This window comes from Pseudomonas sp. 09C 129 (assembly GCF_002843625.1).
Lineage (GTDB): Bacteria > Pseudomonadota > Gammaproteobacteria > Pseudomonadales > Pseudomonadaceae > Aquipseudomonas > Aquipseudomonas chlororaphis.
The window spans coordinates 3,730,935-3,754,317 of the sequence record NZ_CP025261.1 but is presented as its reverse complement, the minus strand read 5'-3'; the positions used below and the strand labels follow the sequence as shown (position 1 = coordinate 3,754,317).

The 23,383-nt window shown below is 62.2% G+C and carries 24 protein-coding genes; 16 read left to right on the top strand and 8 right to left on the bottom strand.

Annotation, left to right across the window (positions count from 1 at the left end; genetic code table 11):
- Positions 1-53 precede the first annotated feature (53 nt).
- On the bottom strand, positions 54-953 hold the full coding sequence (lpxO, locus tag CXQ81_RS17015; RefSeq protein WP_009043781.1) for a lipid A hydroxylase LpxO: 900 nt from the start codon (positions 951-953) through the stop codon (positions 54-56).
- Between the two features lie 534 nt (positions 954-1,487).
- Between lpxO and CXQ81_RS17005 the strand changes: the two genes are divergently transcribed.
- The gene (locus CXQ81_RS17005; RefSeq protein WP_009043780.1) at positions 1,488-3,074 is read left to right on the top strand and encodes an ABC-F family ATPase; all 1,587 of its coding nucleotides are present in this window, start codon (positions 1,488-1,490) and stop codon (positions 3,072-3,074) included.
- Positions 3,075-3,299: 225 nt separating this feature from the next.
- Positions 3,300-4,487 carry an MFS transporter gene (locus tag CXQ81_RS17000; RefSeq protein ID WP_101337904.1) on the top strand — a complete coding sequence of 396 codons (1,188 nt, stop codon included), beginning with the start codon at positions 3,300-3,302 and terminating at the stop codon, positions 4,485-4,487.
- A 1-nt stretch (position 4,488) separates the two neighbouring features.
- Here CXQ81_RS17000 and CXQ81_RS16995 read toward each other — a convergent pair whose 3' ends face one another.
- Together CXQ81_RS16995 and CXQ81_RS16990 are read right to left on the bottom strand one after the other, a co-directional pair.
- Positions 4,489-5,526: a hypothetical protein gene (locus CXQ81_RS16995; protein WP_007926435.1), complete on the bottom strand. Its 1,038-nt coding sequence runs from the start codon at positions 5,524-5,526 to the stop codon at positions 4,489-4,491.
- Between the two features lie 227 nt (positions 5,527-5,753).
- Positions 5,754-6,365: an FMN-dependent NADH-azoreductase gene (locus tag CXQ81_RS16990; RefSeq protein WP_007926437.1), complete on the bottom strand. Its 612-nt coding sequence runs from the start codon at positions 6,363-6,365 to the stop codon at positions 5,754-5,756.
- Between the two features lie 129 nt (positions 6,366-6,494).
- On the opposite strand from CXQ81_RS16990, the gene CXQ81_RS16985 reads away from it, so the two are divergent.
- The gene (locus tag CXQ81_RS16985; protein ID WP_007926438.1) at positions 6,495-7,403 is read left to right on the top strand and encodes a LysR substrate-binding domain-containing protein; all 909 of its coding nucleotides are present in this window, start codon (positions 6,495-6,497) and stop codon (positions 7,401-7,403) included.
- A gap of 23 nt (positions 7,404-7,426) precedes the next feature.
- Positions 7,427-7,771: an MmcQ/YjbR family DNA-binding protein gene (locus CXQ81_RS16980; RefSeq protein ID WP_007926440.1), complete on the top strand. Its 345-nt coding sequence runs from the start codon at positions 7,427-7,429 to the stop codon at positions 7,769-7,771.
- Here the strand turns inward: CXQ81_RS16980 and CXQ81_RS16975 are convergent.
- The gene (locus CXQ81_RS16975) at positions 7,768-8,193 is read right to left on the bottom strand and encodes a DUF1294 domain-containing protein (protein WP_007926442.1); all 426 of its coding nucleotides are present in this window, start codon (positions 8,191-8,193) and stop codon (positions 7,768-7,770) included. The two genes, CXQ81_RS16980 and CXQ81_RS16975, sit on opposite strands and share 4 nt — an antisense overlap.
- Positions 8,193-9,023, bottom strand: a complete 831-nt coding sequence (locus tag CXQ81_RS16970; RefSeq protein WP_009048894.1) for an undecaprenyl-diphosphate phosphatase — start codon at positions 9,021-9,023, stop codon at positions 8,193-8,195. The genes CXQ81_RS16975 and CXQ81_RS16970 overlap by 1 nt, the downstream gene beginning before the upstream one ends.
- 285 nt (positions 9,024-9,308) lie before the next feature.
- On the opposite strand from CXQ81_RS16970, the gene CXQ81_RS16965 reads away from it, so the two are divergent.
- The 9 genes from CXQ81_RS16965 (at position 9,309) to CXQ81_RS16925 (ending at position 17,532) form a co-directional block, all read left to right on the top strand.
- Positions 9,309-10,943, top strand: a complete 1,635-nt coding sequence (locus CXQ81_RS16965; RefSeq protein WP_101337903.1) for a methyl-accepting chemotaxis protein — start codon at positions 9,309-9,311, stop codon at positions 10,941-10,943.
- Positions 10,944-11,051: 108 nt separating this feature from the next.
- Complete coding sequence (pnuC, locus tag CXQ81_RS16960; protein WP_053261070.1) at positions 11,052-11,618, top strand: nicotinamide riboside transporter PnuC; 567 nt, start codon at positions 11,052-11,054, stop codon at positions 11,616-11,618.
- Positions 11,615-12,139 (top strand): AAA family ATPase, encoded by a 525-nt coding sequence (locus CXQ81_RS16955; protein ID WP_101337902.1) that lies wholly within the window; start codon positions 11,615-11,617, stop codon positions 12,137-12,139. The genes pnuC and CXQ81_RS16955 overlap by 4 nt, the downstream gene beginning before the upstream one ends.
- A gap of 354 nt (positions 12,140-12,493) precedes the next feature.
- On the top strand, positions 12,494-12,955 hold the full coding sequence (locus CXQ81_RS16950) for a hypothetical protein (RefSeq protein WP_101337901.1): 462 nt from the start codon (positions 12,494-12,496) through the stop codon (positions 12,953-12,955).
- 1 nt (position 12,956) lies between these two features.
- On the top strand, positions 12,957-13,535 hold the full coding sequence (locus CXQ81_RS16945) for an adhesin (RefSeq protein ID WP_101337900.1): 579 nt from the start codon (positions 12,957-12,959) through the stop codon (positions 13,533-13,535).
- Positions 13,536-13,597: 62 nt separating this feature from the next.
- A complete protein-coding gene (locus CXQ81_RS16940; protein WP_101337899.1) occupies positions 13,598-14,659 on the top strand; it encodes a heme utilization protein in 1,062 nt (353 codons plus the stop codon).
- 63 nt (positions 14,660-14,722) lie between these two features.
- Positions 14,723-15,403, top strand: coding sequence for a C39 family peptidase (locus tag CXQ81_RS16935; protein ID WP_101337898.1), 681 nt, complete (start codon positions 14,723-14,725; stop codon positions 15,401-15,403).
- A 44-nt stretch (positions 15,404-15,447) separates the two neighbouring features.
- The gene (locus CXQ81_RS16930) at positions 15,448-16,194 is read left to right on the top strand and encodes a hypothetical protein (RefSeq protein WP_178081062.1); all 747 of its coding nucleotides are present in this window, start codon (positions 15,448-15,450) and stop codon (positions 16,192-16,194) included.
- 45 nt (positions 16,195-16,239) lie between these two features.
- Entirely contained in the window at positions 16,240-17,532 is a 1,293-nt protein-coding gene (locus tag CXQ81_RS16925) for a transporter (RefSeq protein ID WP_101337896.1), read from the top strand.
- 61 nt (positions 17,533-17,593) lie between these two features.
- Here CXQ81_RS16925 and CXQ81_RS16920 read toward each other — a convergent pair whose 3' ends face one another.
- Positions 17,594-18,919, bottom strand: coding sequence for a sigma-54 dependent transcriptional regulator (locus CXQ81_RS16920; protein ID WP_007926478.1), 1,326 nt, complete (start codon positions 18,917-18,919; stop codon positions 17,594-17,596).
- A gap of 351 nt (positions 18,920-19,270) precedes the next feature.
- On the opposite strand from CXQ81_RS16920, the gene CXQ81_RS16915 reads away from it, so the two are divergent.
- Positions 19,271-19,537, top strand: a complete 267-nt coding sequence (locus CXQ81_RS16915) for a hypothetical protein (protein ID WP_007926479.1) — start codon at positions 19,271-19,273, stop codon at positions 19,535-19,537.
- Positions 19,538-19,801: 264 nt separating this feature from the next.
- Here the strand turns inward: CXQ81_RS16915 and paaX are convergent, their stop codons facing one another.
- Together paaX and paaY are read right to left on the bottom strand one after the other, a co-directional pair.
- Positions 19,802-20,725: a phenylacetic acid degradation operon negative regulatory protein PaaX gene (paaX, locus tag CXQ81_RS16910; protein WP_087091048.1), complete on the bottom strand. Its 924-nt coding sequence runs from the start codon at positions 20,723-20,725 to the stop codon at positions 19,802-19,804.
- An 87-nt stretch (positions 20,726-20,812) separates the two neighbouring features.
- A complete protein-coding gene (gene paaY / locus CXQ81_RS16905; RefSeq protein WP_101337895.1) occupies positions 20,813-21,409 on the bottom strand; it encodes a phenylacetic acid degradation protein PaaY in 597 nt (198 codons plus the stop codon).
- A gap of 358 nt (positions 21,410-21,767) precedes the next feature.
- Here paaY and paaF point away from each other — a divergent pair, with 358 nt between their 5' ends.
- Positions 21,768-22,541 carry a 2,3-dehydroadipyl-CoA hydratase PaaF gene (paaF, locus tag CXQ81_RS16900; protein ID WP_101337894.1) on the top strand — a complete coding sequence of 258 codons (774 nt, stop codon included), beginning with the start codon at positions 21,768-21,770 and terminating at the stop codon, positions 22,539-22,541.
- 50 nt (positions 22,542-22,591) lie between these two features.
- The gene (gene paaG, locus CXQ81_RS16895; protein WP_101337893.1) at positions 22,592-23,383 is read left to right on the top strand and encodes a 2-(1,2-epoxy-1,2-dihydrophenyl)acetyl-CoA isomerase PaaG; all 792 of its coding nucleotides are present in this window, start codon (positions 22,592-22,594) and stop codon (positions 23,381-23,383) included.

Here is a 23,383-nt window from a genome sequence, read left to right as displayed (position 1 = left end):
CGCCCCTGTAGGAGCGAGGCTGGCCCGCGACCGGCAATTCGCCATCCGGCGAATCAGATGAAGATGAACAGCAGCAACAGCGCAGCGAAGATCGCCCACTTTTCCAGGTAATAAAGCTTGCGGTTGCGCTTTTTCAGCTCTTTACCGCGCAGGCGGATCTTGTACAGCTTGGTGAAGGCGCGGTTCAGGCCCCCGGTGCGGTCGCCGGCATCGTTGGGCGAACCGGCGGCGGCCATCACGGTGCGGCTGAACCAGCGGTTGAACGCTGCGGCCCAGCGGTACTTCATCGGCCGCTCGACGTCACAGAACAGGATGATGCGGTTCTGCTCGGTGGTGTTTTCCGCGTAGTGGATGTAGGTCTCGTCGAACATCACCGCTTCGCCGTCGCGCCAGTGATAGTGCTCACCGTCGACATTGATGTAGCAACCGGCGCTGTTGGGCGTTTCCAGGCCCAGGTGGTAACGGTAGGAGCCGGCATAAGGGTCGCGGTGGCGCACCAGCTTCGAGCCCGGCGGCAGTTCGGCGAACATCGCCGCCTTGATCGAACCGATGCTTTGCACCAGCTCGGTGGTCCGCGGGCACAGCTTCATCGCCGAAGGATGGCTGTCGCCGTACCATTTCAGATAGAAGCGCTTCCAGCCGGTCTTGAAGAACGAGTTGAAGCCGACGTCGTCGTACTGCTCCGAACGCTTGATCTCCCCGGCCCTGAGCAGGCTCTGGCCCTCGGCGCGGATTTCTTCCCAGTGGGCCTGCAACGGGCTCAGGTCGGGAAAGTCGGCCGGATCGAGGTACGGGCGATTGGGGATCTTCGAGAACAGATAAAGGAAGCAGTTGATCGGGGCCAGGAAGGTCGAGTGATCACTCAGCTGGCGGCCCAGTTTATGGCGCACGCGACCACGCAGGTGCACATACGCGATGGATAAAACGTAAACAGCGGCAATGATGAGTTTCACGGAAATCGTCACATGTCAGAAGAGAACATACTGCGCCCCCACGTGGGCCACCTGGGCCGGGGTCATATGCAGCGTCCGAAAGCGATAAGAGGTCCTGAAGGCACGTCCTTGAGCCCATGCCAATGATGGCATGTGGCAACTGGTCGGCATTTTAGCCACAGTTTGTAACCAAAGGTTAACTCCGATTTGTGAAAATGTGTCCGTCCGCTATGCCACGACCTAAGTCGCATTGCCCGGGACAAATCCGCAGCGGCGATTTTTACAACGCCTGACGTTTACCGGCCTGGATGAAAAATCCGTAGGTCACTGTCATACAACTGCCGGCGCACATATGCGACAATGCGCGCCAAATTCCAACATGACCTCCCACCTTTATTGCCCAGCAACTTGGCCATAGCGTCCAGATGTTGCTGTCTACTTATGCTCGCTGGCTCGACCCTGGCTCGACCCTGGCGAAATGGAAAAGCTCCAGAATGCCCCGGGAATGGCCCAAGAGCCCACACGATGCTCGCAACCCCTTGATAGGTAAAGTAATTGATCTCCACAGCTAACATCACGATGCAGTTCGGCGCCAAGCCGCTATTCGAGAACGTTTCGGTCAAGTTCAACGGCGGCAACCGCTATGGCCTGATCGGCGCCAACGGTTGCGGCAAGTCGACTTTCATGAAAATCCTCGGCGGCGACCTCGAGCCGTCCGGCGGCCAGGTCATGCTGGAGCCGAACGTTCGCCTGGGTAAATTGCGCCAGGACCAGTTCGCCTACGAAGAATTCACCGTGATCGACACCGTGATCATGGGTCACGAAGAGCTGTGGAAGGTCAAGGCCGAGCGCGATCGCATCTACTCGCTGCCGGAAATGAGCGAAGAAGACGGCATGGCCGTGGCCGAGCTGGAAACCGACTTCGCCGAGATGGACGGCTACACCGCCGAGTCCCGCGCCGGTGAACTGCTGCTGGGCCTGGGCATTCCCCTGGAACAGCATTTCGGTCCGATGACCGAAGTGGCTCCGGGCTGGAAGCTGCGGGTCTTGCTGGCCCAGGCGCTGTTCTCCGATCCGGAAGTGCTGCTGCTCGACGAACCGACCAACCACCTGGACATCAACACCATCCGCTGGCTGGAAACGATTCTGACGGCGCGTAACAGCACCATGATCATCATTTCCCACGACCGTCACTTCCTCAACAGCGTCTGCACCCACATGGCCGACCTGGACTACGGCGAGCTGCGCCTGTTCCCGGGCAACTATGACGAGTACATGACCGCGGCGACCCAGTCCCGCGAGCAACTGTTGTCGGACAACGCCAAGAAGAAAGCCCAGATCGCCGAGCTGCAGACCTTCGTCAGCCGCTTCTCGGCCAACGCCTCGAAAGCCAAGCAGGCCACCTCCCGCGCCAAGCAGATCGACAAGATCCAGCTGGCCGAGGTCAAGCCATCGAGCCGCGTCAGCCCGTTCATCCGCTTCGAACAGACCAAGAAGCTGCACCGCCAGGCCGTGACCATCGAGCAGATGTCCAAGGGCTTCGACGGCAAGACCCTGTTCAAGAACTTCAGCTTCACCGTCGAAGCCGGCGAGCGCGTGGCGATCATCGGCCCGAACGGCATCGGCAAGACCACCCTGCTGCGCACCCTGATGGGCGAGCTGACCCCGGACGCCGGTTCGGTGAAGTGGACCGAAAGCGCCGAGCTGGGCTACTACGCCCAGGACCACGCCCATGACTTCGAAGACGACGTCAGCCTGTTCGACTGGATGGGCCAGTGGACCCAGGGCGAGCAGATCATCCGTGGCACCCTGGGCCGCATGCTGTTCTCCAACGACGAGATCCTCAAGTCGGTCAAGGTCATCTCCGGTGGTGAGCAAGGTCGCATGCTGTTCGGCAAGCTGATCCTGCAAAAGCCCAACGTACTGGTGATGGACGAACCGACCAACCACCTGGACATGGAATCCATCGAGGCGCTGAACCTGGCCCTGGAAAACTACCCGGGCACGCTGATCTTCGTCAGCCACGACCGGGAGTTCGTGTCGTCCCTGGCCACTCGCATCATCGAGCTGAGCCCGAACGGCGTGACCGACTTCAGCGGCACCTACGACGACTACCTGCGCAGCCAGGGCGTGGTGTTCTAAGGAACGCCAACCAGTTGCCGGCTTGCAAGCCCCGTCCTGGTGACGGGGCTTTTTTGTACGGCTATAAAAGCATCGCGGGCAAGCCGCGCTCCTACAGACGCAGCGATGACGTCCTCCCAACCCCTATAAATAGCAGGCGATAAAGAAATCGTTAGCCTGCTTCCTTTTATTTCCGGCCCGCGCCATGATGCAGTTCTCCAACCGCCCGCCCGCGAACGAGCCCTCATGTCTGCGCAACAACAGCCCGTGCCCAGCTCCATGACGATCACCCTGCAGATCGTCTCTATCGTCTTCTATACCTTTATCGCGTTTCTCTGCATCGGCCTGCCGATCGCGGTGCTGCCGGGTTACGTCCACGGCGAACTGGGCTTCAGCGCGGTGGTGGCCGGGCTGACCATCGGCTCGCAGTACCTGGCCACCCTTCTCAGCCGGCCCATGGCCGGGCGCCTGTCGGACAACATCGGCACCAAACGGGCGATCGTCTACGGCCTGGCGGGGATTTTCCTCAGCGGGTTGCTGACCCTGGCGTCCAGCCTCCTGCAAACATTGCCGCTGCTCAGCCTGAGCGTCCTGTTGCTGGGACGTTTGCTGCTGGGGGTGGCCCAGGGCTTGATCGGCGTGGGCACCATCAGCTGGTGCATGGGCCAGGTCGGCGCCGAGCACACCGCGCGCTCGATTTCCTGGAACGGCATCGCCTCCTATGGCGCGATTGCCATAGGCGCGCCGCTGGGGGTGGTGATGGTCGCCGACTACGGTTTCGAAAGCCTGGGGCTGGCCCTGTCGCTGCTGGCGGCCCTGGCCCTGCTGCTGATCCGCAACAAGCCATCGGTGCCGGTGATCCGTGGCGAGCGCCTGTCGTTTCGCGCGGTGTTCGGCCGTATCGCGCCGTACGGCGCCGGCCTGAGCCTGGCGTCCATCGGCTACGGCACCCTGACCACCTTTATTACCCTGTTCTACCTCAGCCGCGGCTGGACCGGCGCGGCCTATTGCCTGACGGTATTCGGCATCTGCTTCATTCTCTCGCGCCTGCTGTTCATCTCCAGCATCAGCCGGTTTGGCGGTTATCACGCGGCCATCGCCTGCATGAGCATCGAGACCCTGGGCCTGATCCTGCTGTGGCTGGCGCCATCGACGGCGTTCGCCATGATCGGCGCCGGGCTCGCCGGCTTCGGCCTGTCGTTGGTGTACCCGGCGCTGGGGGTGGAAGCGATCAAGCAGGTGCCCAGCACCAGCCGCGGCGCCGGCCTGAGCGCCTACGCGGTGTTTTTCGACCTGGCGCTGGCGATTGCCGGGCCCTTGATGGGCGCCGTGGCGTTGAACCTGGGGTATTCGTGGATTTTCTTCTGCGCGGCGCTGTTGTCGCTCAGCGCCCTGGGCCTGACCCTGCTGCTCAAGCACCGGGCCGACGCCTGAGTCACTGATCCGCGGTTTGCATCCCGGCCCGGCTCGGCTTGCCCAGGGCCTGGGCAAAGAAGCGGCCGGCCTCGGCGATCAGATTGCGGTGGATGTCCTCGCGGTCGACGCCATCGGCGTCGGTGCACAAGGCCGGCATGCTCAGCAACTGCTCCTCGGTGCACGGCGCCATGAACACGAAGTGCCCGGCCCCGGCCAACAGCCTGAAGTCCGGCGCGACCGGCAGCTTGCGGGCCAAGGCCGCGGCGTTCTTGTCCAGAGCCACCAGCTTGTCGACGTCGCCGCTGTACAGCAGCACCGGCACATGCACGCCAGACAGGGTCTGGCGCCCGAACTTCAGGCTCAGCGGCGCCATCAGCAGCAACGCATGGACCCGCGGGTCGGCGACCGGTTGCAGGTCGTCGCGATCGACGATCAGTTCGCCCTGGGTATTGCAGGCATCGTGATCGTCGGGGCGCTCCTGGCAGTAGCGGCGCAGGCGGTCCAGGTCGGGGGTCGCCCCGGACAGGATCAGCGCCGTTTCGCCGCCGGCCGAGTAACCGATGACCCCGACCTGCCCGGCGTTGACGAAAGGCGACAGCATCGGGTCGGCCAGGGTCGCGGTGATGGCTTCGGAAATCTGGATCGGCCGGCCGTAGAGATTGCTCAGGGTCCCCAGCCGGCTGTGATCCTTGTAGTTGTCGCCCGGATGAATCACCGCCACCACCACGAAGCCCTTGCGCGCCAGCGAGGTGGCCAGGTCGTGCAGGGCCAGCGGCGTGCCGGTATTGCCATGGGACAGCATCAACAGCGGAAAACGGCCGATGGCGACCTTCGAATCCCGGGAGGCGGCGATCTGATAACCCTCGACCTTGCTGCTGTGTTCGATGCCAGTGGAGGGATAGAAGGCAATGGCGCGCATCGGCTGCTGGTCCAGCGGGTCGAGAAAACTCATCTCGTGGAAGCCCACGCTCCAGTGCGGATGGGGCGCGGGCGCGGCGTGCACGATAATCGGGCCGCCGAGCAGGCAGATCAGTGACATTGCCCAAAGACGCATCATGGATGCACCACCTTCCCTACCTGATGAAAACGCCGGTTCATTGCTTCACTGGCCAGGAATTCGCTGGCCTGTTGCCTGGAGCTGTCGGGCCTGGTCAAGCCACTGCATAACCCGAGCCAGAACAAATAGCACGAACACGAAAAACTCCGTATTCCGCTGCCTGGAGGGCATCAGAATACAGAGTTTAAAGGGCATTGCCTGGGGCGTAAGCGACTTTTACACAAGCCTTACGCGGCAGCGAAAAGTTGCTCGCTGATGTGCGTCCGGGCGTCGCTCAGGGCCTTGTTGCGGACTTCGTCGCCATAAGCCAGGCCGTGGGCGCGAACGAATTCGATGTCGGTGATGCCGAGGAAGCCGAACAGCACTTTCAGGTAATCCTCGTGCGCCACGCCAGTGGCTTGGCCGGCGTGCAGGCCGCCCGCGGTGGAGACCACCACGACTTTCTTGCCACCGCACAGGCCTTCAGGACCGGCTTCGGTGTAGCGGAAGGTCTGGCCGGCGACGGCGATGCGGTCGATCCAGGCCTTGAGTTGGGTCGGGATGGTGAAGTTGTACATAGGCGCGGCGATCACTACAGCGTCGGCGGCCTGGAATTCGGCGAGGGTCGAAGCGCTCAGCTCGGCTTCGTGCTGCTGCGCAGCGTTGCGCACTTCGGCCGGGGTACCGGCGGCCACCAGGGTGGCGGAGCTGAAATGGCTGATGGCATCGGCGGCCAGGTCGCGGTAGGTCACTTCAACGCTGGCATCGGCGTTTTTCCAGGCCTTGACCACGCTTTCACTCAACTGACGGGAAGCCGAGTTGTCACCAAGGATGCTCGAATCGATATGCAACAGTTTCATCTGGGATTCTCCAAGTGAGGATCGCCACCGGGCGATCAATTGAGGACAATCCTACAGATGAAACCAATAGCTGATTAGTCGGCATAAATGCGATAGTTTGTCCCATCAGCAGGACAGTAGAGTCAGGATATGCAAGACCTCAACGATCTTTATTACTTTGCCAAGGTGGTGGAAGCCGGTGGTTTCGCCGCCGCCGGGCGTTTACTGGGGGTGCCCAAATCCCGTTTGTCGCGGCGTATCGCCGAACTGGAAGAACGCCTGCACACCCGATTGCTGCAACGCACCACCCGCCAATTGAAGCTGACCGCGGTCGGCGAACGTTATCTGCGTCACTGCCAGGCCATGCTGCTGGAAGCGGAAATGGCCGACGAGGCCGTGGCCAGCATGTCCAGCGAACCTCGCGGGCGCCTGCGGGTGTCCTGCCCGGTGGGCCTGGCCCATCATATGTTGCCGACCGTCATCAGCTCGTTCCTCGAGCAATATCCCCAGGTCCAGCTGGACATGCAGTTGCTCAACCGCCGGGTCGACGTGGTCGCCGAAGGCATCGACGTGGCGCTGCGGGTTCGCGAGCATGGCGACGAAGACCCCTTGCTGGTGACCCGGCGCCTGCGCCAGGCGCAGACCGTGATGGTCGCCAGCCCGGCGTTCGCCCGGGAATGGCCGATCCACAGTCCCGAAGACCTGCACAAGGTGCCGGTGCTGGGAGCCCTGGAGGCCGACCGCATGGTGCATTTGCGCCTGCTCGACGCCCAGGGCGAGAAATGCGACCTGGTCCTGGAAGCGCGCCTGGGCATCGACGATTTTCTGGTGCGCCGCTCCTGCGCCCTCGCCGGCCTTGGCTGTACCATCCTGCCGATGATGTATTGCGAGGAAGAACTGCAGACCGGGCAACTGGTGCAACTGCTGCCCGAGTGGTCGCTGCCTGGCGGTTGGCTGCAGGCGGTCTACCCTCACCGGCGCGGTGTATTGCCAGCGGTAAGGGCCTGGATCGAGCATGTCAGCGAAGCCTTCAAAGGCTGCGGGGACCGCACACTGTGACAGCGCGACAAAAGGAAAAAACCATGACTGAAGCGGATGTGGCGCAATTCTGCCTGGACTTGCCGGGCGCGCGCGAAGACTACAAATGGGGCGGCGTGCGGGTGTTTTCCGTGGCCGGCAACAAGATGTTCGCCCTGCAGAACCTGCGGGGCGAGTCACTGGCGTTCAAGGTGGACAAGGAGCTGTTCCTCGGCCATGTCGACCGTCCCGGCATCGCGCCGGCGCCGTACCTGGCCCGGGCGCACTGGATCATCATGCAGACGCCCTACCCGCTGGGCGCCGGCGAACTGCGGGACTTGCTGCGGCGTTCGCACCAGTTGGTGGTGAGCAAGCTGCCCAAGCGGGTACAGGTGGGGTTGTTACTCTAGAACAGCGAGAACAGGCTGCCCTCGAGAAACAGCCGGTCGATCCAGAACACCTGGTGCAGCAGCACGATCAGCCAGAACACCAGTTGATAGGACAGCTTGCGGGTCTTGTGGCGAAACGCCTGTTGCGCCAGCAAGGCGCCTGGCCAGCCACCGGCCAGCTCCACGGCGTGCAAGACGTTTTCCGGGGTCCGCCAGCTGTCGCTGCGGGCCTTGCGCTTGTCGCTCCAATAGAGGAAGAACGTCAGCACGCTGACCGCGCCGTAGGCCGCCAGCGGTACCCAGGAAATCCCCTTCACGCCCAACAGCAGCGAACCGCACAGCGGCAAGGCGCAGAGCAGCAGGAAGATCACCGCCTTGAGCCTTGGCTGCTGGATCCGTGCCCCGGCGACTTCGCCGGGGCGGTTCTGATTGCGTGCGTTCATCAGGAATGGACCGCGGTCCAGTCGACCCAGCCGAACTGCCAGGTGGCGAGGATCACCAGGCCGAAGGCAATGCGATACCAGGCAAAGGCCGCGTAGCTGTGGTTGGCGATGAACTTGAGCAGGCCCCTGACCGCGATCATCGCGAAGATGAACGAGGTGATGAAACCGACGGCGAACACCGGCAGATCGTCCGGCTGGAACAGATTGCGGTACTTGTAGCCCGAGTAGACCGCGGCACCGACCATGGTCGGCATGGCCAGGAAGAACGAGAACTCGGTGGCGGTCTTGCGCGACAGGCCGAACAGCAGGCCGCCGATAATCGTGGAGCCCGAGCGCGAGGTGCCTGGAATCATCGCCAGGCACTGGGCGAAACCGACCTTCAAGGCATCTTTCCAGCTGATCTCATCCACGCTGTTGGCATGTATTTCATGCTGCCGGCGTTCGGCCCAGAGCATGACCAGGCCCCCCACCACCAGCGCCGTGGCGACGGTGATCGGGTTGAACAGGTATTCATGGATCAGGTCGGCGAAAATCACCCCCAGCACCACGGCGGGCATGAAGGCGATCAGCAGGTTGATGGTGAAACGCTGGGCGTTGCGCTGGGTCGGCAGGCCGGTGACCACGTCGAGGATCTTGCGGCGAAACTCCCAGACCACCGCGAGAATGGCCCCCAGCTGAATGATGATGTTGAACGCCATGGCGCGCTCGCCACCAAAGTTGAGCAAGTCGGCAACGATAATCTGGTGGCCCGTGCTGCTGATGGGCAGAAACTCCGTCAGCCCTTCCACAATCCCTAAAATCAATGCCTGTACGGCAGTCCAAAGCTCCATCAATCCCCCGAAGGTCATGCCGTGGCATGCCTTTTAGTTTTTCTTCAAATGTTCACTGACACATGCGTCGCGACTTCGCAGCCGCAATAGGATCATCATCGCCCCTGAAAATTCCGTGAAAAATCAGCCGGATTCAGGTTTTTCGCGATGAGGCCGAAATCCTAGCAGACATACTCGATAAACGCTGTCGCGTTGAGAGAATCAGCGGGACCGGACTGCAAGGAGCGCATGACGGATGTACGGGGTGTTTCTATTACAAGAACAACAATCGGGAGTGACAGATTCATGAACAGCTTACGCAGAATGTCGATCAGCCGCCGGCTGTGGCTCATCCTGATTGTCGCGGTACTGATGCTGATGACCCTGGGCATGTTGATGCTCAAGCAGATTCACGACGACCTGTACCAGGCCAAGGCGCAGAAGACCCAGCATGTGGTGCAGACCGCCAACGGTGTGCTGGCCTATTTCCAGGGCCTGGAAAGCGCCGGCAGCCTCGATCGCGCGACGGCGCAGAAGCAGGCGTTGAGTGCCATACGCAACCTGCGCTATGACCAGAGCGACTACTTCTGGATCAACGACCTGACTCCGGTCATGGTCATGCACCCGACCAACCCCAAGCTCGACGGCCAGAACCTCGCGGCCATTCGCGACCCGGACGGCTTTGCCGTGTTCAACGAAATGGTGGCCATCGCCAAGGCCAAGGGCGCCGGCATGGTCAACTATCGCTGGCCGAAACCGGGCGCCAGCGAGCCGGTGCAGAAGACCTCCTATGTCCAACTGTTCCAGCCCTGGGGCTGGATCATCGGGTCGGGGGTGTACATCGATGACGTGCAGGCCGAGTTCCGCAGCCAGGTGGTGAAGGCCTCGGTCGTCGGTATCGCCATTGCCCTGCTCATGGCCCTGCTGGTGTTGCTGATCGCCCGCAGCATCGTCCGCCCGCTGCAGGAAACCGTGCACGCCATGGCCAATATCGCCAGCGGCGAAAGCGACCTGACCCGTACCCTCGACACCCACGGCCAGGACGAAGTCACCGAACTGGCCCGGCACTTCAACGGCTTCACCGCCAAGCTGCGTCTCGTCGTCAGCCAGTTGCAGGTGTCGGCCGCAGCCCTGGCGCAGTCCTCCACCGACCTGGGCAGCAATGCCAGCCAGGCCCAGGAACGCAGCCAGCAGCAGTCGCAGCAGATGGAGCTGGTGGCCACCGCCATCAACGAAGTGACCTACGGCGTACAGGACGTGGCGAAGAACGCCGAACACGCCGCCAGTGAGATGCGCGACGCCGAAGCCCAGGCCCAGCAGGGCCAGGTCAATATCGACGGCAGCCTGCAACAGATCGACCGGCTCTCGGCCACCATCGACCAGGCCGTGGAAGTGATTCGCACCCTGGCCCAGGAAAGCACCCAGATCGGCAGCGTGCTGGAGGTGATCCACTCGATCGCCGAGCAGACCAACCTGCTGGCGCTCAACGCGGCGATCGAAGCCGCCCGCGCCGGCGAACAGGGCCGTGGGTTCGCCGTGGTGGCCGATGAGGTGCGCCTGCTGGCCCAGCGGACGCAGAAGTCCACCGCCGAGATCCAGTCGATGATCGAGCGCCTGCAAGGGCACTCGGAAGCCGCGGTGAAGGTCATCGGCGACAGCAGCCGGGCTTCGCAACAGACCATCGAGCAGGCTGGGCTGGCCGGGGAAAGCCTGAACGCCATCGGCCAGGCCCTGCGCAACCTCAACGGGCTGAACGCCTCGATTGCCAGCGCCACGTTGCAACAGGCCCATGTGGTCGAAGACATCAACCAGAACGTGACCCAGGCCGCCGGCCTGTCCCACAGCACCGCCCTGGCGGCCGAGCAGTCCAGTGCCGCCAGCCTGCACCTCAAGGAACTGAGCGAGCAGCTCAACGGCCTGTTGCGCCAGTTCCGGGTCTGAAGCTGACCGTGGCGGGGTTTTCGCCCCGCCACGGTTGCCGGCCTTCACTAACATGCAAGGCCGCTTCTGGTTACAATCCGCACCCTTCTCCGCTTCCAGGTAGTTTTCATGTCCGGGCTTGAACTGTTCGCCGCCGCACTCGGCGTGATCGCCGTCTGGCTGACAGTCAGACAGAACCCCTGGTGCTGGCCGATCGGCCTGGTCATGGTGCTGCTGTACAGCTGGATCTTCTTCGAAGTGAAACTGTATTCGGACATGCTGCTGCAAGTGGTCTACGCCGCCCTGCAACTCTATGGCTGGTGGCAGTGGACCCGCGGTGGCGCCAGTCATCAGGGCCGTCCGGTCAGCCTGCTGGCGCCACGCTCGATGCTGCTGGGCCTGAGCCTCGGGGCTATCGGCAGCCTGCTGCTGGGGGCCGCCATGGCCCATTGGACCGATGCCGCGCAACCCTGGCTGGACGCCGCGCTGACCGGCTTCAGCCTGGTGGCGCAGTGGTGGATGGCGCAGAAGCGCGTGCAATGCTGGCCGCTGTGGATTGCCGTCGACGTGATTTTTGTCGGCCTGTTCATCTACAAGGACCTGTACCTGACGGCGGCCCTGTACGGGCTGTTCACCCTGCTGGCCGTGCAGGGCTGGCGCGCCTGGCGAGCCGACCCGGCGTTGCGCCCGGCATGAAGGTCCTGGTGTTGACCGGCCCCGAGTCCAGCGGCAAAAGCTGGCTCAGCGGCCACTTGCAGGCACGCTTCGGCGGCATCCAGGTGGGCGAGTACGTTCGCCATTTCATCGAGCAGCAGCGACGCGACACCTGCCTGGCGGACATCCCGGAGATCGCCCGCGGCCAGCTGGCCTGGGAGGACCAGGCCCGGGCACAACAGCCGTCGCTGCTGATTCTCGACACGCACCTGCTGAGCAATATGCTCTGGAGCCAGACCCTGTTCGGCGCCTGCCCGGACTGGCTGGAACCCGAGCTGCTGGCTCGCCGCTATGATCTGCACCTGCTGCTCTCGCCGGAAGATGTCGGCTGGAGCAACGACGGCCAGCGCTGCCAACCCCAACTGAGCGAGCGCCTGGCCTTCTTCAAGGCCACCGGTGATTGGCTGGTGCAACACCAGCAGCCCTTCGAAGTGATTCGCGGCGACTGGGAAGCCCGTCGACAACGGGCATTCGAGCGGGTCGAGCGTTTACTTCAGGGTTAGCCGAATCCTTTTCCTGTCCGCTTTTTTTCTCCTCTGCTGGCGAGAAAAACGTCCATCCCTGAAACACCCGCCGCTGCGCAGAACGGCCAAATCAAAGGGCTTCTCATTGCCCTTCTGCCATCTGTTAAAACGCTGATACAACCCGCCGCGAGCCCCCCGATCCAGAGCCTCGCCACGGCCATACCGGGCTGTCGAAGGCGATACTGGTCTCATCGCTGAAACACCCCTGCCCCGGCAACACACCTGGTTATTCGTAACCTGTTGAATTTTTGAAACAATCGAAAAGCGGCACGGCTTCTGCTCTCTACCCTGGCAACGCTGACTAGGGCCAGCGAAGAAGAAGGGAATGCTGCCGTGGAGAATCTCAATTCAGCTCTGACCCACCTCCTGCTGATCGGCTGTGCCATCGGCTCGCTGCTCAGCCTCCCGGTCCAGGCTGCCGACGACATCAGGGACGGCCGGATCGTTCTCGACCGCGACGTTCAACCTCGTAGCGTCGGCCGCCCTCCGCTGCATCCTGACCCCTACCCGACCACCGTCAATGCCAACCCATCGGCCCGGGTCAAACAGATGACCAGCAACACCGAATTGAGCGACGGTGATTTTGCCGGGGTCAGCAGCGGTTCCACGATCAGCAGCAGCGTCATGCCCAACGGCGTCAACCTGCAGGGGCTGAACAGCGTCACCAACCCCAACGGCCTGACCGGCATGAGTGCCGGCCACGGCGGCGGTAGCGGTGGCGCCATCTCCGGCACCATCAACCGCTCGCTGAATTCTGGCCTGGCTCCTTTGGGCAGAATGGCCGGAGGCCAATGAGATGACTCGTACCCTCGTATGGCTTGCACTGTTCGGCTGCGCTTCGGTGATGGCCGACCCAGGCATCCAGGCGGTGGACACCGCCACCCTTCACAACTCCGGCGCCCGCTACAACGGCAACTTCAACATCAACCAGGCCGCCGGCGACCAGCAGCAACAGACCAACACACGCGCCATTGCCATCGGCACCGACGCTCAGGCCACCACTGTGGTCCGGCAGAAGCTCGGCACACCGGCCAGCAGCGCGATCGACGCCAGCAGCAACATCGGCGGCAACGCTTTCAGCAACGGCAACGGGGTCCTGGGCGTGAACCAGGGAGCCGGCGCCAACAACCAGATGGTCAACGCAATGCGGGTGAGCATCAGTGCCCAGCCGCAAAGCATCGACGACAGCGTCCTGTCCCAACAGAACGTGGCGCTGTTACCAGGCTCGGGAGCAACTGACGCTTCCAAAGGCAGCCGCCAGGTCGTTACCAGCGACCAGGCCTTCACCGGCAGCCGGGGAGTGATTCAGGTGAACCAGAGTGCCGGGGTGGGGAACCGAATGGCTAACACCCTGAGCATACGGGTCGCTGACTGACCCGCAGCAGTGCGATTGGAAAGTACCAACACTTAACCAACTAATAAGCACGGAGAAACACCATGAAACCTACAATGGCTCTCAAGCCACTGGTTTTTGCACTTGCCGCAGTGATGGCAATCGCTGCACATGCAGGTGGTAATGACGACAACCACGGAGGTCACGGTGGTCATGGCGGCCACGGTGGACATGGCGGTCACAATGGCCACCACGGCGGCCACGGCGGCCACGGTGGACATGGCGGCAACGGCGGCCAAGACCTCAACACCAAGCTGCAACTCACCGCCGGTGCCGTGGCCAACGTGACCGATGAGCAGTACAGCTCGGGCAACAGCGTCAGCAACCGCGGCACCGAAAACAACGCCGACGCCAGCGACTCGATGAACAACTCCAACGGCAACATGGGCGCCAACGTGGCTGCCGGCGCCGGCAACCAGCAAGACAACGCCGTCGCCCTGGCCACCGCCGATGAAAGCTTCATCTTCGGCAGCGCGGTAGCCACTTCCAGCGCGACCCAGACCAACACCAACAACACGGTGAAAAACTGGTCCACGCAAAACAGCGCAACACTCGACAATGCTGGCAACGGCGGCTCCGGCAACATCGGCATCAACGTCACCGCCGGCGACTTCAACCAACAGAAAAACAACCTGGCAATCGCCGTATCCGGCGGACGCGTAGCGACTGCGTCAGCTTCGGCCGACCAGACCTCCACTGGCCTGGACGTGGACAACAGGGGTGTGCGTACCTACAAAAAAGACACCCTCACCGGCGAGTTCAATGCCTCCGGCACCTACAAAGGCACCGGCTACGGCAAGATCCAGGGCGACGACGATCACCATGGCGGTGGTCATCATGGCTACAACGACGACCGTCGTGGCGGCCACGATAACGACGATCAGAAATTCACCTTCAAGGAACAAGGCACGATCGAACTTTCCGGCGTCTGGACCAAGCAAGTGCTGACCAAAGACGGCTGGAAAAACCCTGTGATCAACAACGCGTCGATGTCTGGCTCGATGAACGGCTTCTCCGGCAACGGCGGTGCCAACGTCTCGGCGGGGGTCGGCAACCAACAAAGCAACTCGCTGTCCATCGCTGCCGGCTGCAGAGCCTGCCTGTAATCACGAGAGTGACGAAAGCCCCGGAAACGGGGCTTTTCCACCGTCCCACAAGGCGTAGCGATCATGCGAATGGCGACCTTTTCCCTTTTGCTTTGTCTGACCGGCCTGGCTCAGGCCGCGCAGATGCCGGTGGCCGTGTTGCCTGGCGGCAACCTGGTGTACAAGCAGGTGCAGAGCGTGCGGGAGCGCAAATTCGCCGACCTGGTCGAGCAGAAAACCGACTTCAGTTGCGGCGCCGCCGCGCTGGCGACGGTGCTGCGCCAGGCCTACTGGCTCGACGTCGATGAGGAGCTCGTCATCAAAGGCATGCTGGCCACCGCTGACCAAGACCTTGTGCGTACCCAGGGTTTCTCCATGCTGGACATGAAGCGCTACCTGGAAAGCATCGGCATGCGCGCCCGGGGCTACCGGATACCTCCCGACAAACTGCAGGCGGTCTCCATTCCGGTGGTGGTACTGATGGACATTCGTGGTTACAAGCACTTCGTGGTCATGCAGCGGGCGCAGAAAGACTGGGTCTATATCGGCGACCCCGTCCTCGGCCATAAACGCTACTCCCACGAAGACTTTGTCAAAGGCTGGAACGGTATCGTCTTCGCCATCGTCGGCCCCGGCTACGACAAGGCCAACGCCTTGCGCGACCCGCCCAACCCGCTGACGGCCAAGAACAAGCTGGATACCTTCAACCCGGTCAAAGACGCAGAACTGATGGAATTCGGTTTCATTCAGAGCGACTTCTTCTAGGGTCGCCCTAAGGATAAAGGGGCAGGATGCTCCGGGAGCAGCAGATGAAAAGCGCTTACTGGCTGGCCGCTGCCTGCCTGGTCACAAGTTTTCCTGCGTACGCCAACGCAGGGTTCAAGCCTATAGAAATCAAGGACCAGGAACTCTCCGAGCTCCGCGGTCGCTACGTCATGCCAGGGCGGATCATCAGCTTCGGCATTGTCATGAGCAGCACCTGGCGCAATGCCTCGGGCGACCTGATCGGCGCCACGACTTCCATGCAGATCCAGCAATCGACGATCAAGCCGGAATTCTATGTCTCCACGATCAACGAAACCGGCAACGGCTCGACGCCGACCCAGGGCTCGGGCAACGTGATCGGCGGTGCGGGCCTGGCCACCACCCAAGGGGTGACCCAGAGCGTACGCGCGGCGGGCGACGGCAATAGCGCCTATAACAACGTCTCCATCGACGTCAAGGAAGCCAGCCATGCCCCGGCGTTGGTGCCGGCGCAAGGCCAGCTGTTGATGAGCGGGCAAACCATCAGCGGCAGCAATGCCGCGGGCAGCGTGGCCGTGTCCGCCACCGGTGGCGGCATCCAGATGGCCATCCAGGCCAGCAACAACCAGGGCTCAGCCCTGCAACAAGTGGCCCAGGGCGGCTTGCTGCAGAACACCCGCCTGCTGGGCGACAGCAACCTGGTCAGCAACCTGACCCAACTGAACGTCGTGCTCAACAATAACGGGGCGAGCGCCGGCGCTTTGGATTGCAACCTGACCCAGCTCAAAGGCCTTCGCAACCTGGGATATTGAACTACGCTGATTCTCGATCATTAGGCTCAAAGGGACGGCTTATTCATGTATCGATCAGTCTCGCTGCGCGCAGTTGTATGTTTGAGCACGCTCTTTCCGGCAGCGCTGCTGCAGGCAGCGCCGGATGCCGACGTAGAGGCCCTGAAACAAGAATTACTGGAGCTTAAGCAACGTTACGAAGTGCAGCAGAAAGCACTGGCGGTATTGGAACAACGGGTACGCCAGGTCGAGGAGCAACCGGCGGCGCCACCACCGAAACGCCTGGCCAAGTCGCCAGCGGACATGCGTGGTAACCAGCAGGTGGCCGGGACCACGAGCCAAGGCCCGACCCCGGCCGGCGGCAGTTCCTACGGGGAATCGCTCAAGGATGATTCACAACCGGCGCAGAGTGTGTCCAACCTGTACGACGAAGCCAGCGGCTTCTTCGGCGGCGGCAAGTTCAGTGTCGAGACCGGCCTGACCTACTCCCGTTATGACACCCGGCAGCTGATTCTCAACGGCTTCCTGGCGCTGGACTCGATCTTCCTCGGCAACATCAACCTGGACCGGATCAAGGCCGACAACTGGACCCTCGACCTCACGGCCCGCTACAACCTGGACAACCGTTGGCAGTTCGACGTCAACGTGCCGGTGGTCTACCGCGAATCGACCTACCAGTCCGGCGGCGCGCAAAACGGCGCGGCGGGCGTCACCAGCGAAAAGACCGTGTCCAAGGACCCGACCCTCGGCGATGTGAACTTCGGCATCGCCTATAAATTCCTCGACGAATCGGTCAATACCCCGGACGCGGTGTTGACCTTGCGCGTCAAGGCGCCGACCGGCGAAGAGCCGTTCGGCATCAAGCTGCGCCAGGTCCAGGACAACACCAACCTGTTCGTCCCGGATGACCTGCCGACCGGTAATGGCGTCTGGTCGATCACCCCCGGTATCTCGCTGGTCAAGACCTTCGACCCGGCGGTGTTGTTCGGCACCCTCTCCTACACCCACAACCTGGAAGAATCGTTCGACGACATCAGCTCCACGGTCAACTTGAAGACCCCGGGCAAGGTCAAGCTCGGCGACAGCTTCCAGATCGGCATGGGCATCGCCTTCGCCCTGAACGAGAAGATGAGTATGTCGTTCTCCTTCTCGGACCTGATCCAGCGCAAGAGCAAGCTCAAGGAAGATGGCCAGGACTGGCAGTCCGTGGTGTCCAGCGACGCCAACGCCGGTTACTTCAACGTCGGCATGACGGTGGCGGCCACCGACAACCTGACCATAGTGCCCAACCTGTCCATCGGACTGACCGACGATGCGCCGGACTTCACCTTCAGCTTGAAATTCCCCTACTACTTCTAAACGCCAACCAAAAAAAGGCCCGCGGCGAGGTGATCGCCGCGGGCCTTTTCGTCGCACCGCCCTAGCGGATCTGATGCTTGTGCAGCAACCGGTAGAAGGTCGGGCGCGATACGCCCAGCACCCTGGCCGCGACGCTCAGGTTGTCGCTGTGCCGATTCAACACATCGCACAGCGCCTGGCGCTCGGCCCGGTGCTTGTAGTCCTCCAGCGTGCCCATGGGCGCGATGCTGGCCTGCGGACTGAGCAGGCCCAGGTCCCGGGCCTCGATCTGCCGGCCCTCGGCCAGTACCAGGCCGCGCCGCACCCGGTTGGCCAGCTCGCGGACATTGCCCGGCCAGTCGTGCTTGCCCATGGCCACCAGCGCGTCTTCGCTGAAACTGCGCGGCCGGCGCCCGGTTTCCTGGCTATAGAAGTGGGAAAAGTGACTGGCCAGCATGCCGATATCGCCATGCCGTTCGCGCAAGGGCGCGGTGACCACCTGCAACACATTCAGGCGGTAATACAGGTCTTCGCGAAAGCGCCCCTTGTCGATCGCCGCCTCGAGGTCGACGTGAGTCGCCGCCAGCACCCGTACATCCACCGGAATCGGCTGGCTGCCACCCACCCGTTCAATGTGTTTTTCCTGCAGAAAGCGCAACAGATTGGCCTGCAGTTCCAGCGGCAGGTCGCCGATTTCGTCGAGAAACAGGGTGCCGCCATGGGCCGCCTCGATACGCCCGACCTTGCGTTGATGGGCGCCGGTGAACGCGCCCTTCTCATGGCCGAACAGTTCGGACTGGATCAGGTGCTCGGGGATCGCCCCGCAGTTGATCGCCACGAAGGGTTTGCTGTGGCGCTGCGACTGGCGGTGCAGGGTCCTGGCCACCAGTTCCTTGCCCGTACCGCTTTCGCCGCGAATCAGTACCGGCGACTCGGTGGGCGCCAGCTTGCTCAAGAGTTTGCGCAAGTCGCGGATCGGTCGGCTGTCGCCCAGCAACTCATGCTCGGGCTGAGCGACATGAATGTGCCCCTGGCCACGCAGGCGGGCCATGCCGAAAGCCCGTCCGAGCGTCACCTGGACCCGCGAGACATCGAACGGCAGGGTGTGGAAATCGAAAAACCACTCGCAAACGAAATCGCCGACTTTCTGCAGGCGCAGCACGTCCGGACTGAGCACCGCAATCCACTCGGTGCCGCTGCGGCTGATCAGGTCCTTGACCGCTTCCGGTCGCTCCAGGTGAAAAGCCTGCAAACGCAGCAAGCCGACGTCACAGCCGCGATCGACGGCCGATTCCAGGTCACAACTGTCGACATCCCAGCCCACCGTGCGTAATCCAGGCAGCAGACGATGGCAATCGTCGCACGGGTCAACCACTAAAAGACGGCGTAAGGCGGTCGCTTCAAGCATGACTGTTCCTTGGCGCCAAAAAGAGGAAAAGTTATTAGAAACAGTAGTTTGGCAAACCTGGCTGTAACATTAGCAATAACTTGACGCTGTCTTGTATCGATTGTTTATAGCGCCAATCACCATTTGGACTAACCACTACATGGATCCAAAAGCCCGGTTTAATTGCCTGCGCCAATCTTTCATTCAGCTTTCAAAAGAAGGCTCTGAATCGCGGGTGTGAACAAAAGTTGTAAATTCTGGTCTTTCTATGTGACCTGATCCCTGGTTCGAGACATCAGTACAAGTAACCAGCCGAACGGTAAGCCCAACCGACGGCACATCATTTGATTGGGCACATAGAGAGAAGACCCCATGAACGCCCCGCTCCGTATCAACGAAGCACTTTTGATCGCCGACCGCGCATTCCAGCCATTTCAATGCGTCGCCTGGGCCCCGCAAGACGGTAACGGCGAACTGAGCCTGACCGTCATCGACCGCACCAATACCCGTATTGGCCGCAAACAGATTCCAAGCAGCGCCTACTCCGACCCGGCGCAACTGGAAGACCTGCTGAAACAGGCCCGCGCCGAACTGAGCCAGGAAGGTTACACACTGCAATCCTGGGCCATGCCAGAGTAAGAACACGGACGCAGATCACCTTCGGGTGATCTGCGTTATTTTGTCGCAGTTGATATAGCCGCACTTTAGCCAGTTTGCAGAAAGTTCAACTTTCGCGGCCTGACTTGCCTCTCTCCCGCCTGTTTCAAGGCGAGTCTCCAGACACTCGTTAAAACCTCTTTATTACCGCCTTAGTCCGCGCCTGACATGGCGCTTTAGTATCTGCACATCGGGCATCCTCGATGCTCGAGTTGTTACCGAGCGAGGGCTGCACCTTGAAATGCCTCACTTCAAACCGCCAAAACGCCGATAGAAACTTTCGCCCACGTCGGGCAGCGGACCGTCGGCGTTTTCCAGCGCGTCGTTGAGCCATTCCTCGGCCTTGGCGTAGATCAGGCGATAGATGTTGCGGCAGAGCTGGCGCGCCGCCCGGCCTTCCCAGTCACCAGGGAGCAGCTCGTCCGGCAGTTGCGGATCGCGCAGCAGCAGTTTGCGGTACTCGTGAATCAGCAGCAGGCGTGCCAGGAAACAATCGGCCGGCTGCAGTTGCTCCTGCTCGCGCAGCGCTTGCCACAGCGGCCGGAACAACTGGATGAACTCGCTGTAGTGAGCCGCCAGCTCGTCGATGTTCCAGCTTTCGCGCACCTGCAGGCGCAGCGCCTTGGAGGCCAGCACATCCTGGGCGGTGGTCTCGAACACAATGGTGTCTTCCTGGGCGCCAAGGTCCACCAGGGTCGCGTTGATGTCCGCCCGATCGCTGCGGGGACAGGCCAGCACCACCGGCGAAATCGCGCCAAAACCTTGCCATTCCAGCTCTTCGCGCACCTGCTTGCGCTTGTCCTGGCCAAGCTGCGACAGCATGACCAGGCACCAGGAACCATCCCAGGCCGGCACGCTGGCGTTATAGACCCGCTTGAAGGCCTTGTCGAAACGCCGGCGACCGGTACCGGTCAGGCTGTAATAGCTGCGGCGCCCGACTTTCTCGGCGCTCAGCCAGCCTTCCTTGGTCAGGCGAAAGATCGAGGTGCGGATCAGCCGCTCGTTGATGCCGATGGGTTCGAGCAACTGGATCAGGCTGCCCAGCCATACCGTACCGCCGTGGGGTTCGATGGCATCGCCGTACAGGGTAATGATCAGGGAGCTAGCGCGAATCGGCGTCTGCTCCTGGAAACGGGTCACAAGATGATTCAACGGTGCTAGGGACGACATGGGCGTACCGGACAAAAAGGAAGAAATATACCGGGTTTCACCGGCTTGGAGTGGCCTGGAGCGCGCGACCCACTGTGCCCTGCTTGTTCACTGACCAGTATTTTTCGGGCGCAGGCCGCTGTCAGTGATCCGCGGGCGATTGGCTTCGGGTTCCGCGAGCGGCTCACAGACCTGCATCTGCTCCAGGCAGCGCCTGGCCAGCTGTTGATATTCACGGGTGCCGGCCTGCTTCCAGTACAGCTCTTCGTCGCTGAGGCGGCGTTTGACACTGGCCGGGGCGCCCATGACCAGCGACTGCTCCGCACACTCGAAGCCGGCCTTGACGAAGGCCGCCGCGGACACGAAGCAGCGTGGCGCGATCCGCGCGTTATCCATCACCACTGCGTTCATTCCCACCAGCGCATCGGCGCCGATCCGGCAGCCATGCAGCACCGCGCCATGGCCAATATGGCCGTTGCGCTCGACCACCGTGTCGCTGTCGGGAAAACCGTGCATCACACAGGTGTCCTGCAGGTTGGCCCCCTCCTCCAGCACGATCCGCCCGAAATCGCCGCGCAGGCTGGCCAGCGGGCCGATGTAGCAATGGGCACCGACTATCACGTCGCCGATCAGCACGGCGGACGGATGCACATAAGCACTGGGATGGACCACCGGGGTCAGGCCGTCGAGGCTGTAGCAGGTCATGAGGTACTCCTTGGCTAGGGCAGCGAGTCGACACATTGCGCAAAGCGATGCCGATCAGGATTTATTTTGTATCACATCAAGCTTAAACGAAAAAGCGGAAAAGCAGTATCACGTCGCTGCTCAGCAAAGGCTGCTAAGCAAAGGCCATAGCCCCAGTAAAACCCAGAAAATCACGACTTGATCGAGCCTCTTCGTCCTGGCGCAATCGATTCAAACCCTCAACATAAAGACACAACAATAGTATTTTTACGTTGCATTTATGTATCGCATTGGCGATATACTCGGCGAAAACCGGCTTCCCAGCCGATCCAATAATGACCCGGCCCTGCGCCGAGCGTGCACCGTGAGGGCATCCGCCATGCCTCAAACCCTTGCTGTCGAAAGCCTCGATGGCGGCATTCGACTGATTACCCTGCAACGCCCCGCCGCCCTGAATGCCCTGACCAGCGAATTGCTCGGCGAACTGGCGGCCGCCCTGGACGTCGCCCAGGCCGATGACACTGTCCAGGTCGTGGTGCTGACCGGCAGCCGCAAGGCCTTCGCCGCCGGCGCCGACATCAATGAAATGGCCGAGCGCGATCTCACCGGCATCCTCAATGACCCGCGCCAGGCTTCCTGGCAGCGGATCACCGGCTTCAGCAAGCCTCTGATCGCCGCGGTCAACGGTTTCGCCCTCGGCGGCGGCTGCGAGCTGGCCATGCACGCCGACATCCTGATTGCTGGCGAGGATGCCCGTTTTGGCCAGCCGGAAATCAACCTCGGGATCATGCCCGGCGCCGGCGGCACCCAGCGCCTGCTGCGGGCGGTCGGCAAGTCCCTGGCCATGCAGATGGTCCTTGGCGGCGAGTCGATCGATGCCCGCCATGCCTTGCGCGCCGGTCTGGTCAGCGAAGTCACCCAACCGGAACTCACGGTCGAGCGTGCCTTGCAGTTGGCGCGGCTGATTGCCGGCAAGGCGCCGCTGGCCCTGCGCCTGGCCAAGGAGGCGCTGCTCAAGGCGCTGGACACCGACCTCGCCAGCGGCCTGCGCTTCGAGCGCCATGCCTTCACGGTACTGGCCGGCACCCGCGACCGCGAAGAAGGCATCCGTGCCTTCCAGGAAAAACGCCGGCCCCGCTTCACCGGCCACTAGGCCGCCGCAGCGGCCAACGACTCACACGACCTGTCAGAGAGCGCCAGAACATGAACTTCGAACACATCCTGTTTTCCGTCGAGGCAGGCGTCGCCCTCCTCAGCCTGAACCGCCCCGAGCAGCTCAACAGCTTCAATGCGCAGATGCATGGCGAGGTTCGCGAAGCGCTCAAGCAAGTACGCGCCCATCCCGAGGCCCGGGTGCTGTTGTTGACCGGCGAAGGCCGGGGTTTCTGCGCCGGTCAGGACCTGAGCGACCGCAACGTCGCCCCCGGCGCGGAGGTGCCGGACCTGGGCGAATCCATCGAGCGCTTCTATAACCCGCTGATCCGCCAGTTGCGCGACCTGCCGCTGCCGGTGATCTGCGCGGTGAACGGCGTGGCCGCCGGGGCCGGGGCCAACATTCCCCTGGCCTGCGACCTGGTACTGGCCGGTCGTTCGGCGAGCTTTATCCAGGCGTTCTGCAAGATCGGCCTGATCCCCGACTCCGGCGGCACCTGGACCCTGCCGCGCCTGGTCGGCATGGCGCGGGCCAAGGCCCTGGCCCTGCTGGGCAATCGCCTGACGGCCGAACAGGCCGAGCAATGGGGCCTGATCTATCGCTGCGTCGAAGATGCCGAATTGCGTGATGAGGCCCTCAAGCTTGCGCGCCACCTGGCCACCCAACCGACCTATGGCCTGGCACTGATCAAGCGCAGCCTCAACGCCAGCCTGAACAACAGCTTCGACGAACAGCTGGAACTGGAAAAAGACCTGCAACGCCTGGCCGGACGCAGCGAGGACTACCGCGAAGGCGTGAGCGCCTTCATGGACAAACGCACACCGACCTTCAAGGGGCGTTGA

Bases quoted from the DNA above. Each gene is read 5' to 3' on its own strand.
- CXQ81_RS16955 (WP_101337902.1), top strand. From the start codon at position 11,615: ATGAAGGTCCTGGTGTTGACCGGCCCCGAGTCCAGCGGCAAAAGCTGG.
- CXQ81_RS16980 (WP_007926440.1), top strand. From the start codon at position 7,427: ATGACTGAAGCGGATGTGGCGCAATTCTGCCTGGACTTGCCGGGCGCG.
- pnuC (WP_053261070.1), top strand. From the start codon at position 11,052: ATGTCCGGGCTTGAACTGTTCGCCGCCGCACTCGGCGTGATCGCCGTC.
- CXQ81_RS16975 (WP_007926442.1), bottom strand. From the start codon at position 8,193: ATGAACGCACGCAATCAGAACCGCCCCGGCGAAGTCGCCGGGGCACGG.
- CXQ81_RS16970 (WP_009048894.1), bottom strand. From the start codon at position 9,023: ATGGAGCTTTGGACTGCCGTACAGGCATTGATTTTAGGGATTGTGGAA.
- paaY (WP_101337895.1), bottom strand. From the start codon at position 21,409: ATGACCTGCTACAGCCTCGACGGCCTGACCCCGGTGGTCCATCCCAGT.
- paaF (WP_101337894.1), top strand. From the start codon at position 21,768: ATGCCTCAAACCCTTGCTGTCGAAAGCCTCGATGGCGGCATTCGACTG.
- CXQ81_RS16920 (WP_007926478.1), bottom strand. From the start codon at position 18,919: ATGCTTGAAGCGACCGCCTTACGCCGTCTTTTAGTGGTTGACCCGTGC.
- CXQ81_RS16945 (WP_101337900.1), top strand. From the start codon at position 12,957: ATGACTCGTACCCTCGTATGGCTTGCACTGTTCGGCTGCGCTTCGGTG.
- CXQ81_RS16965 (WP_101337903.1), top strand. From the start codon at position 9,309: ATGAACAGCTTACGCAGAATGTCGATCAGCCGCCGGCTGTGGCTCATC.
- CXQ81_RS16995 (WP_007926435.1), bottom strand. From the start codon at position 5,526: ATGATGCGTCTTTGGGCAATGTCACTGATCTGCCTGCTCGGCGGCCCG.
- CXQ81_RS16930 (WP_178081062.1), top strand. From the start codon at position 15,448: ATGAAAAGCGCTTACTGGCTGGCCGCTGCCTGCCTGGTCACAAGTTTT.
- CXQ81_RS16915 (WP_007926479.1), top strand. From the start codon at position 19,271: ATGAACGCCCCGCTCCGTATCAACGAAGCACTTTTGATCGCCGACCGC.
- CXQ81_RS16985 (WP_007926438.1), top strand. From the start codon at position 6,495: ATGCAAGACCTCAACGATCTTTATTACTTTGCCAAGGTGGTGGAAGCC.
- CXQ81_RS16940 (WP_101337899.1), top strand. From the start codon at position 13,598: ATGAAACCTACAATGGCTCTCAAGCCACTGGTTTTTGCACTTGCCGCA.
- paaX (WP_087091048.1), bottom strand. From the start codon at position 20,725: ATGTCGTCCCTAGCACCGTTGAATCATCTTGTGACCCGTTTCCAGGAG.
- CXQ81_RS16925 (WP_101337896.1), top strand. From the start codon at position 16,240: ATGTATCGATCAGTCTCGCTGCGCGCAGTTGTATGTTTGAGCACGCTC.
- CXQ81_RS16935 (WP_101337898.1), top strand. From the start codon at position 14,723: ATGCGAATGGCGACCTTTTCCCTTTTGCTTTGTCTGACCGGCCTGGCT.
- CXQ81_RS16990 (WP_007926437.1), bottom strand. From the start codon at position 6,365: ATGAAACTGTTGCATATCGATTCGAGCATCCTTGGTGACAACTCGGCT.
- CXQ81_RS17000 (WP_101337904.1), top strand. From the start codon at position 3,300: ATGTCTGCGCAACAACAGCCCGTGCCCAGCTCCATGACGATCACCCTG.
- paaG (WP_101337893.1), top strand. From the start codon at position 22,592: ATGAACTTCGAACACATCCTGTTTTCCGTCGAGGCAGGCGTCGCCCTC.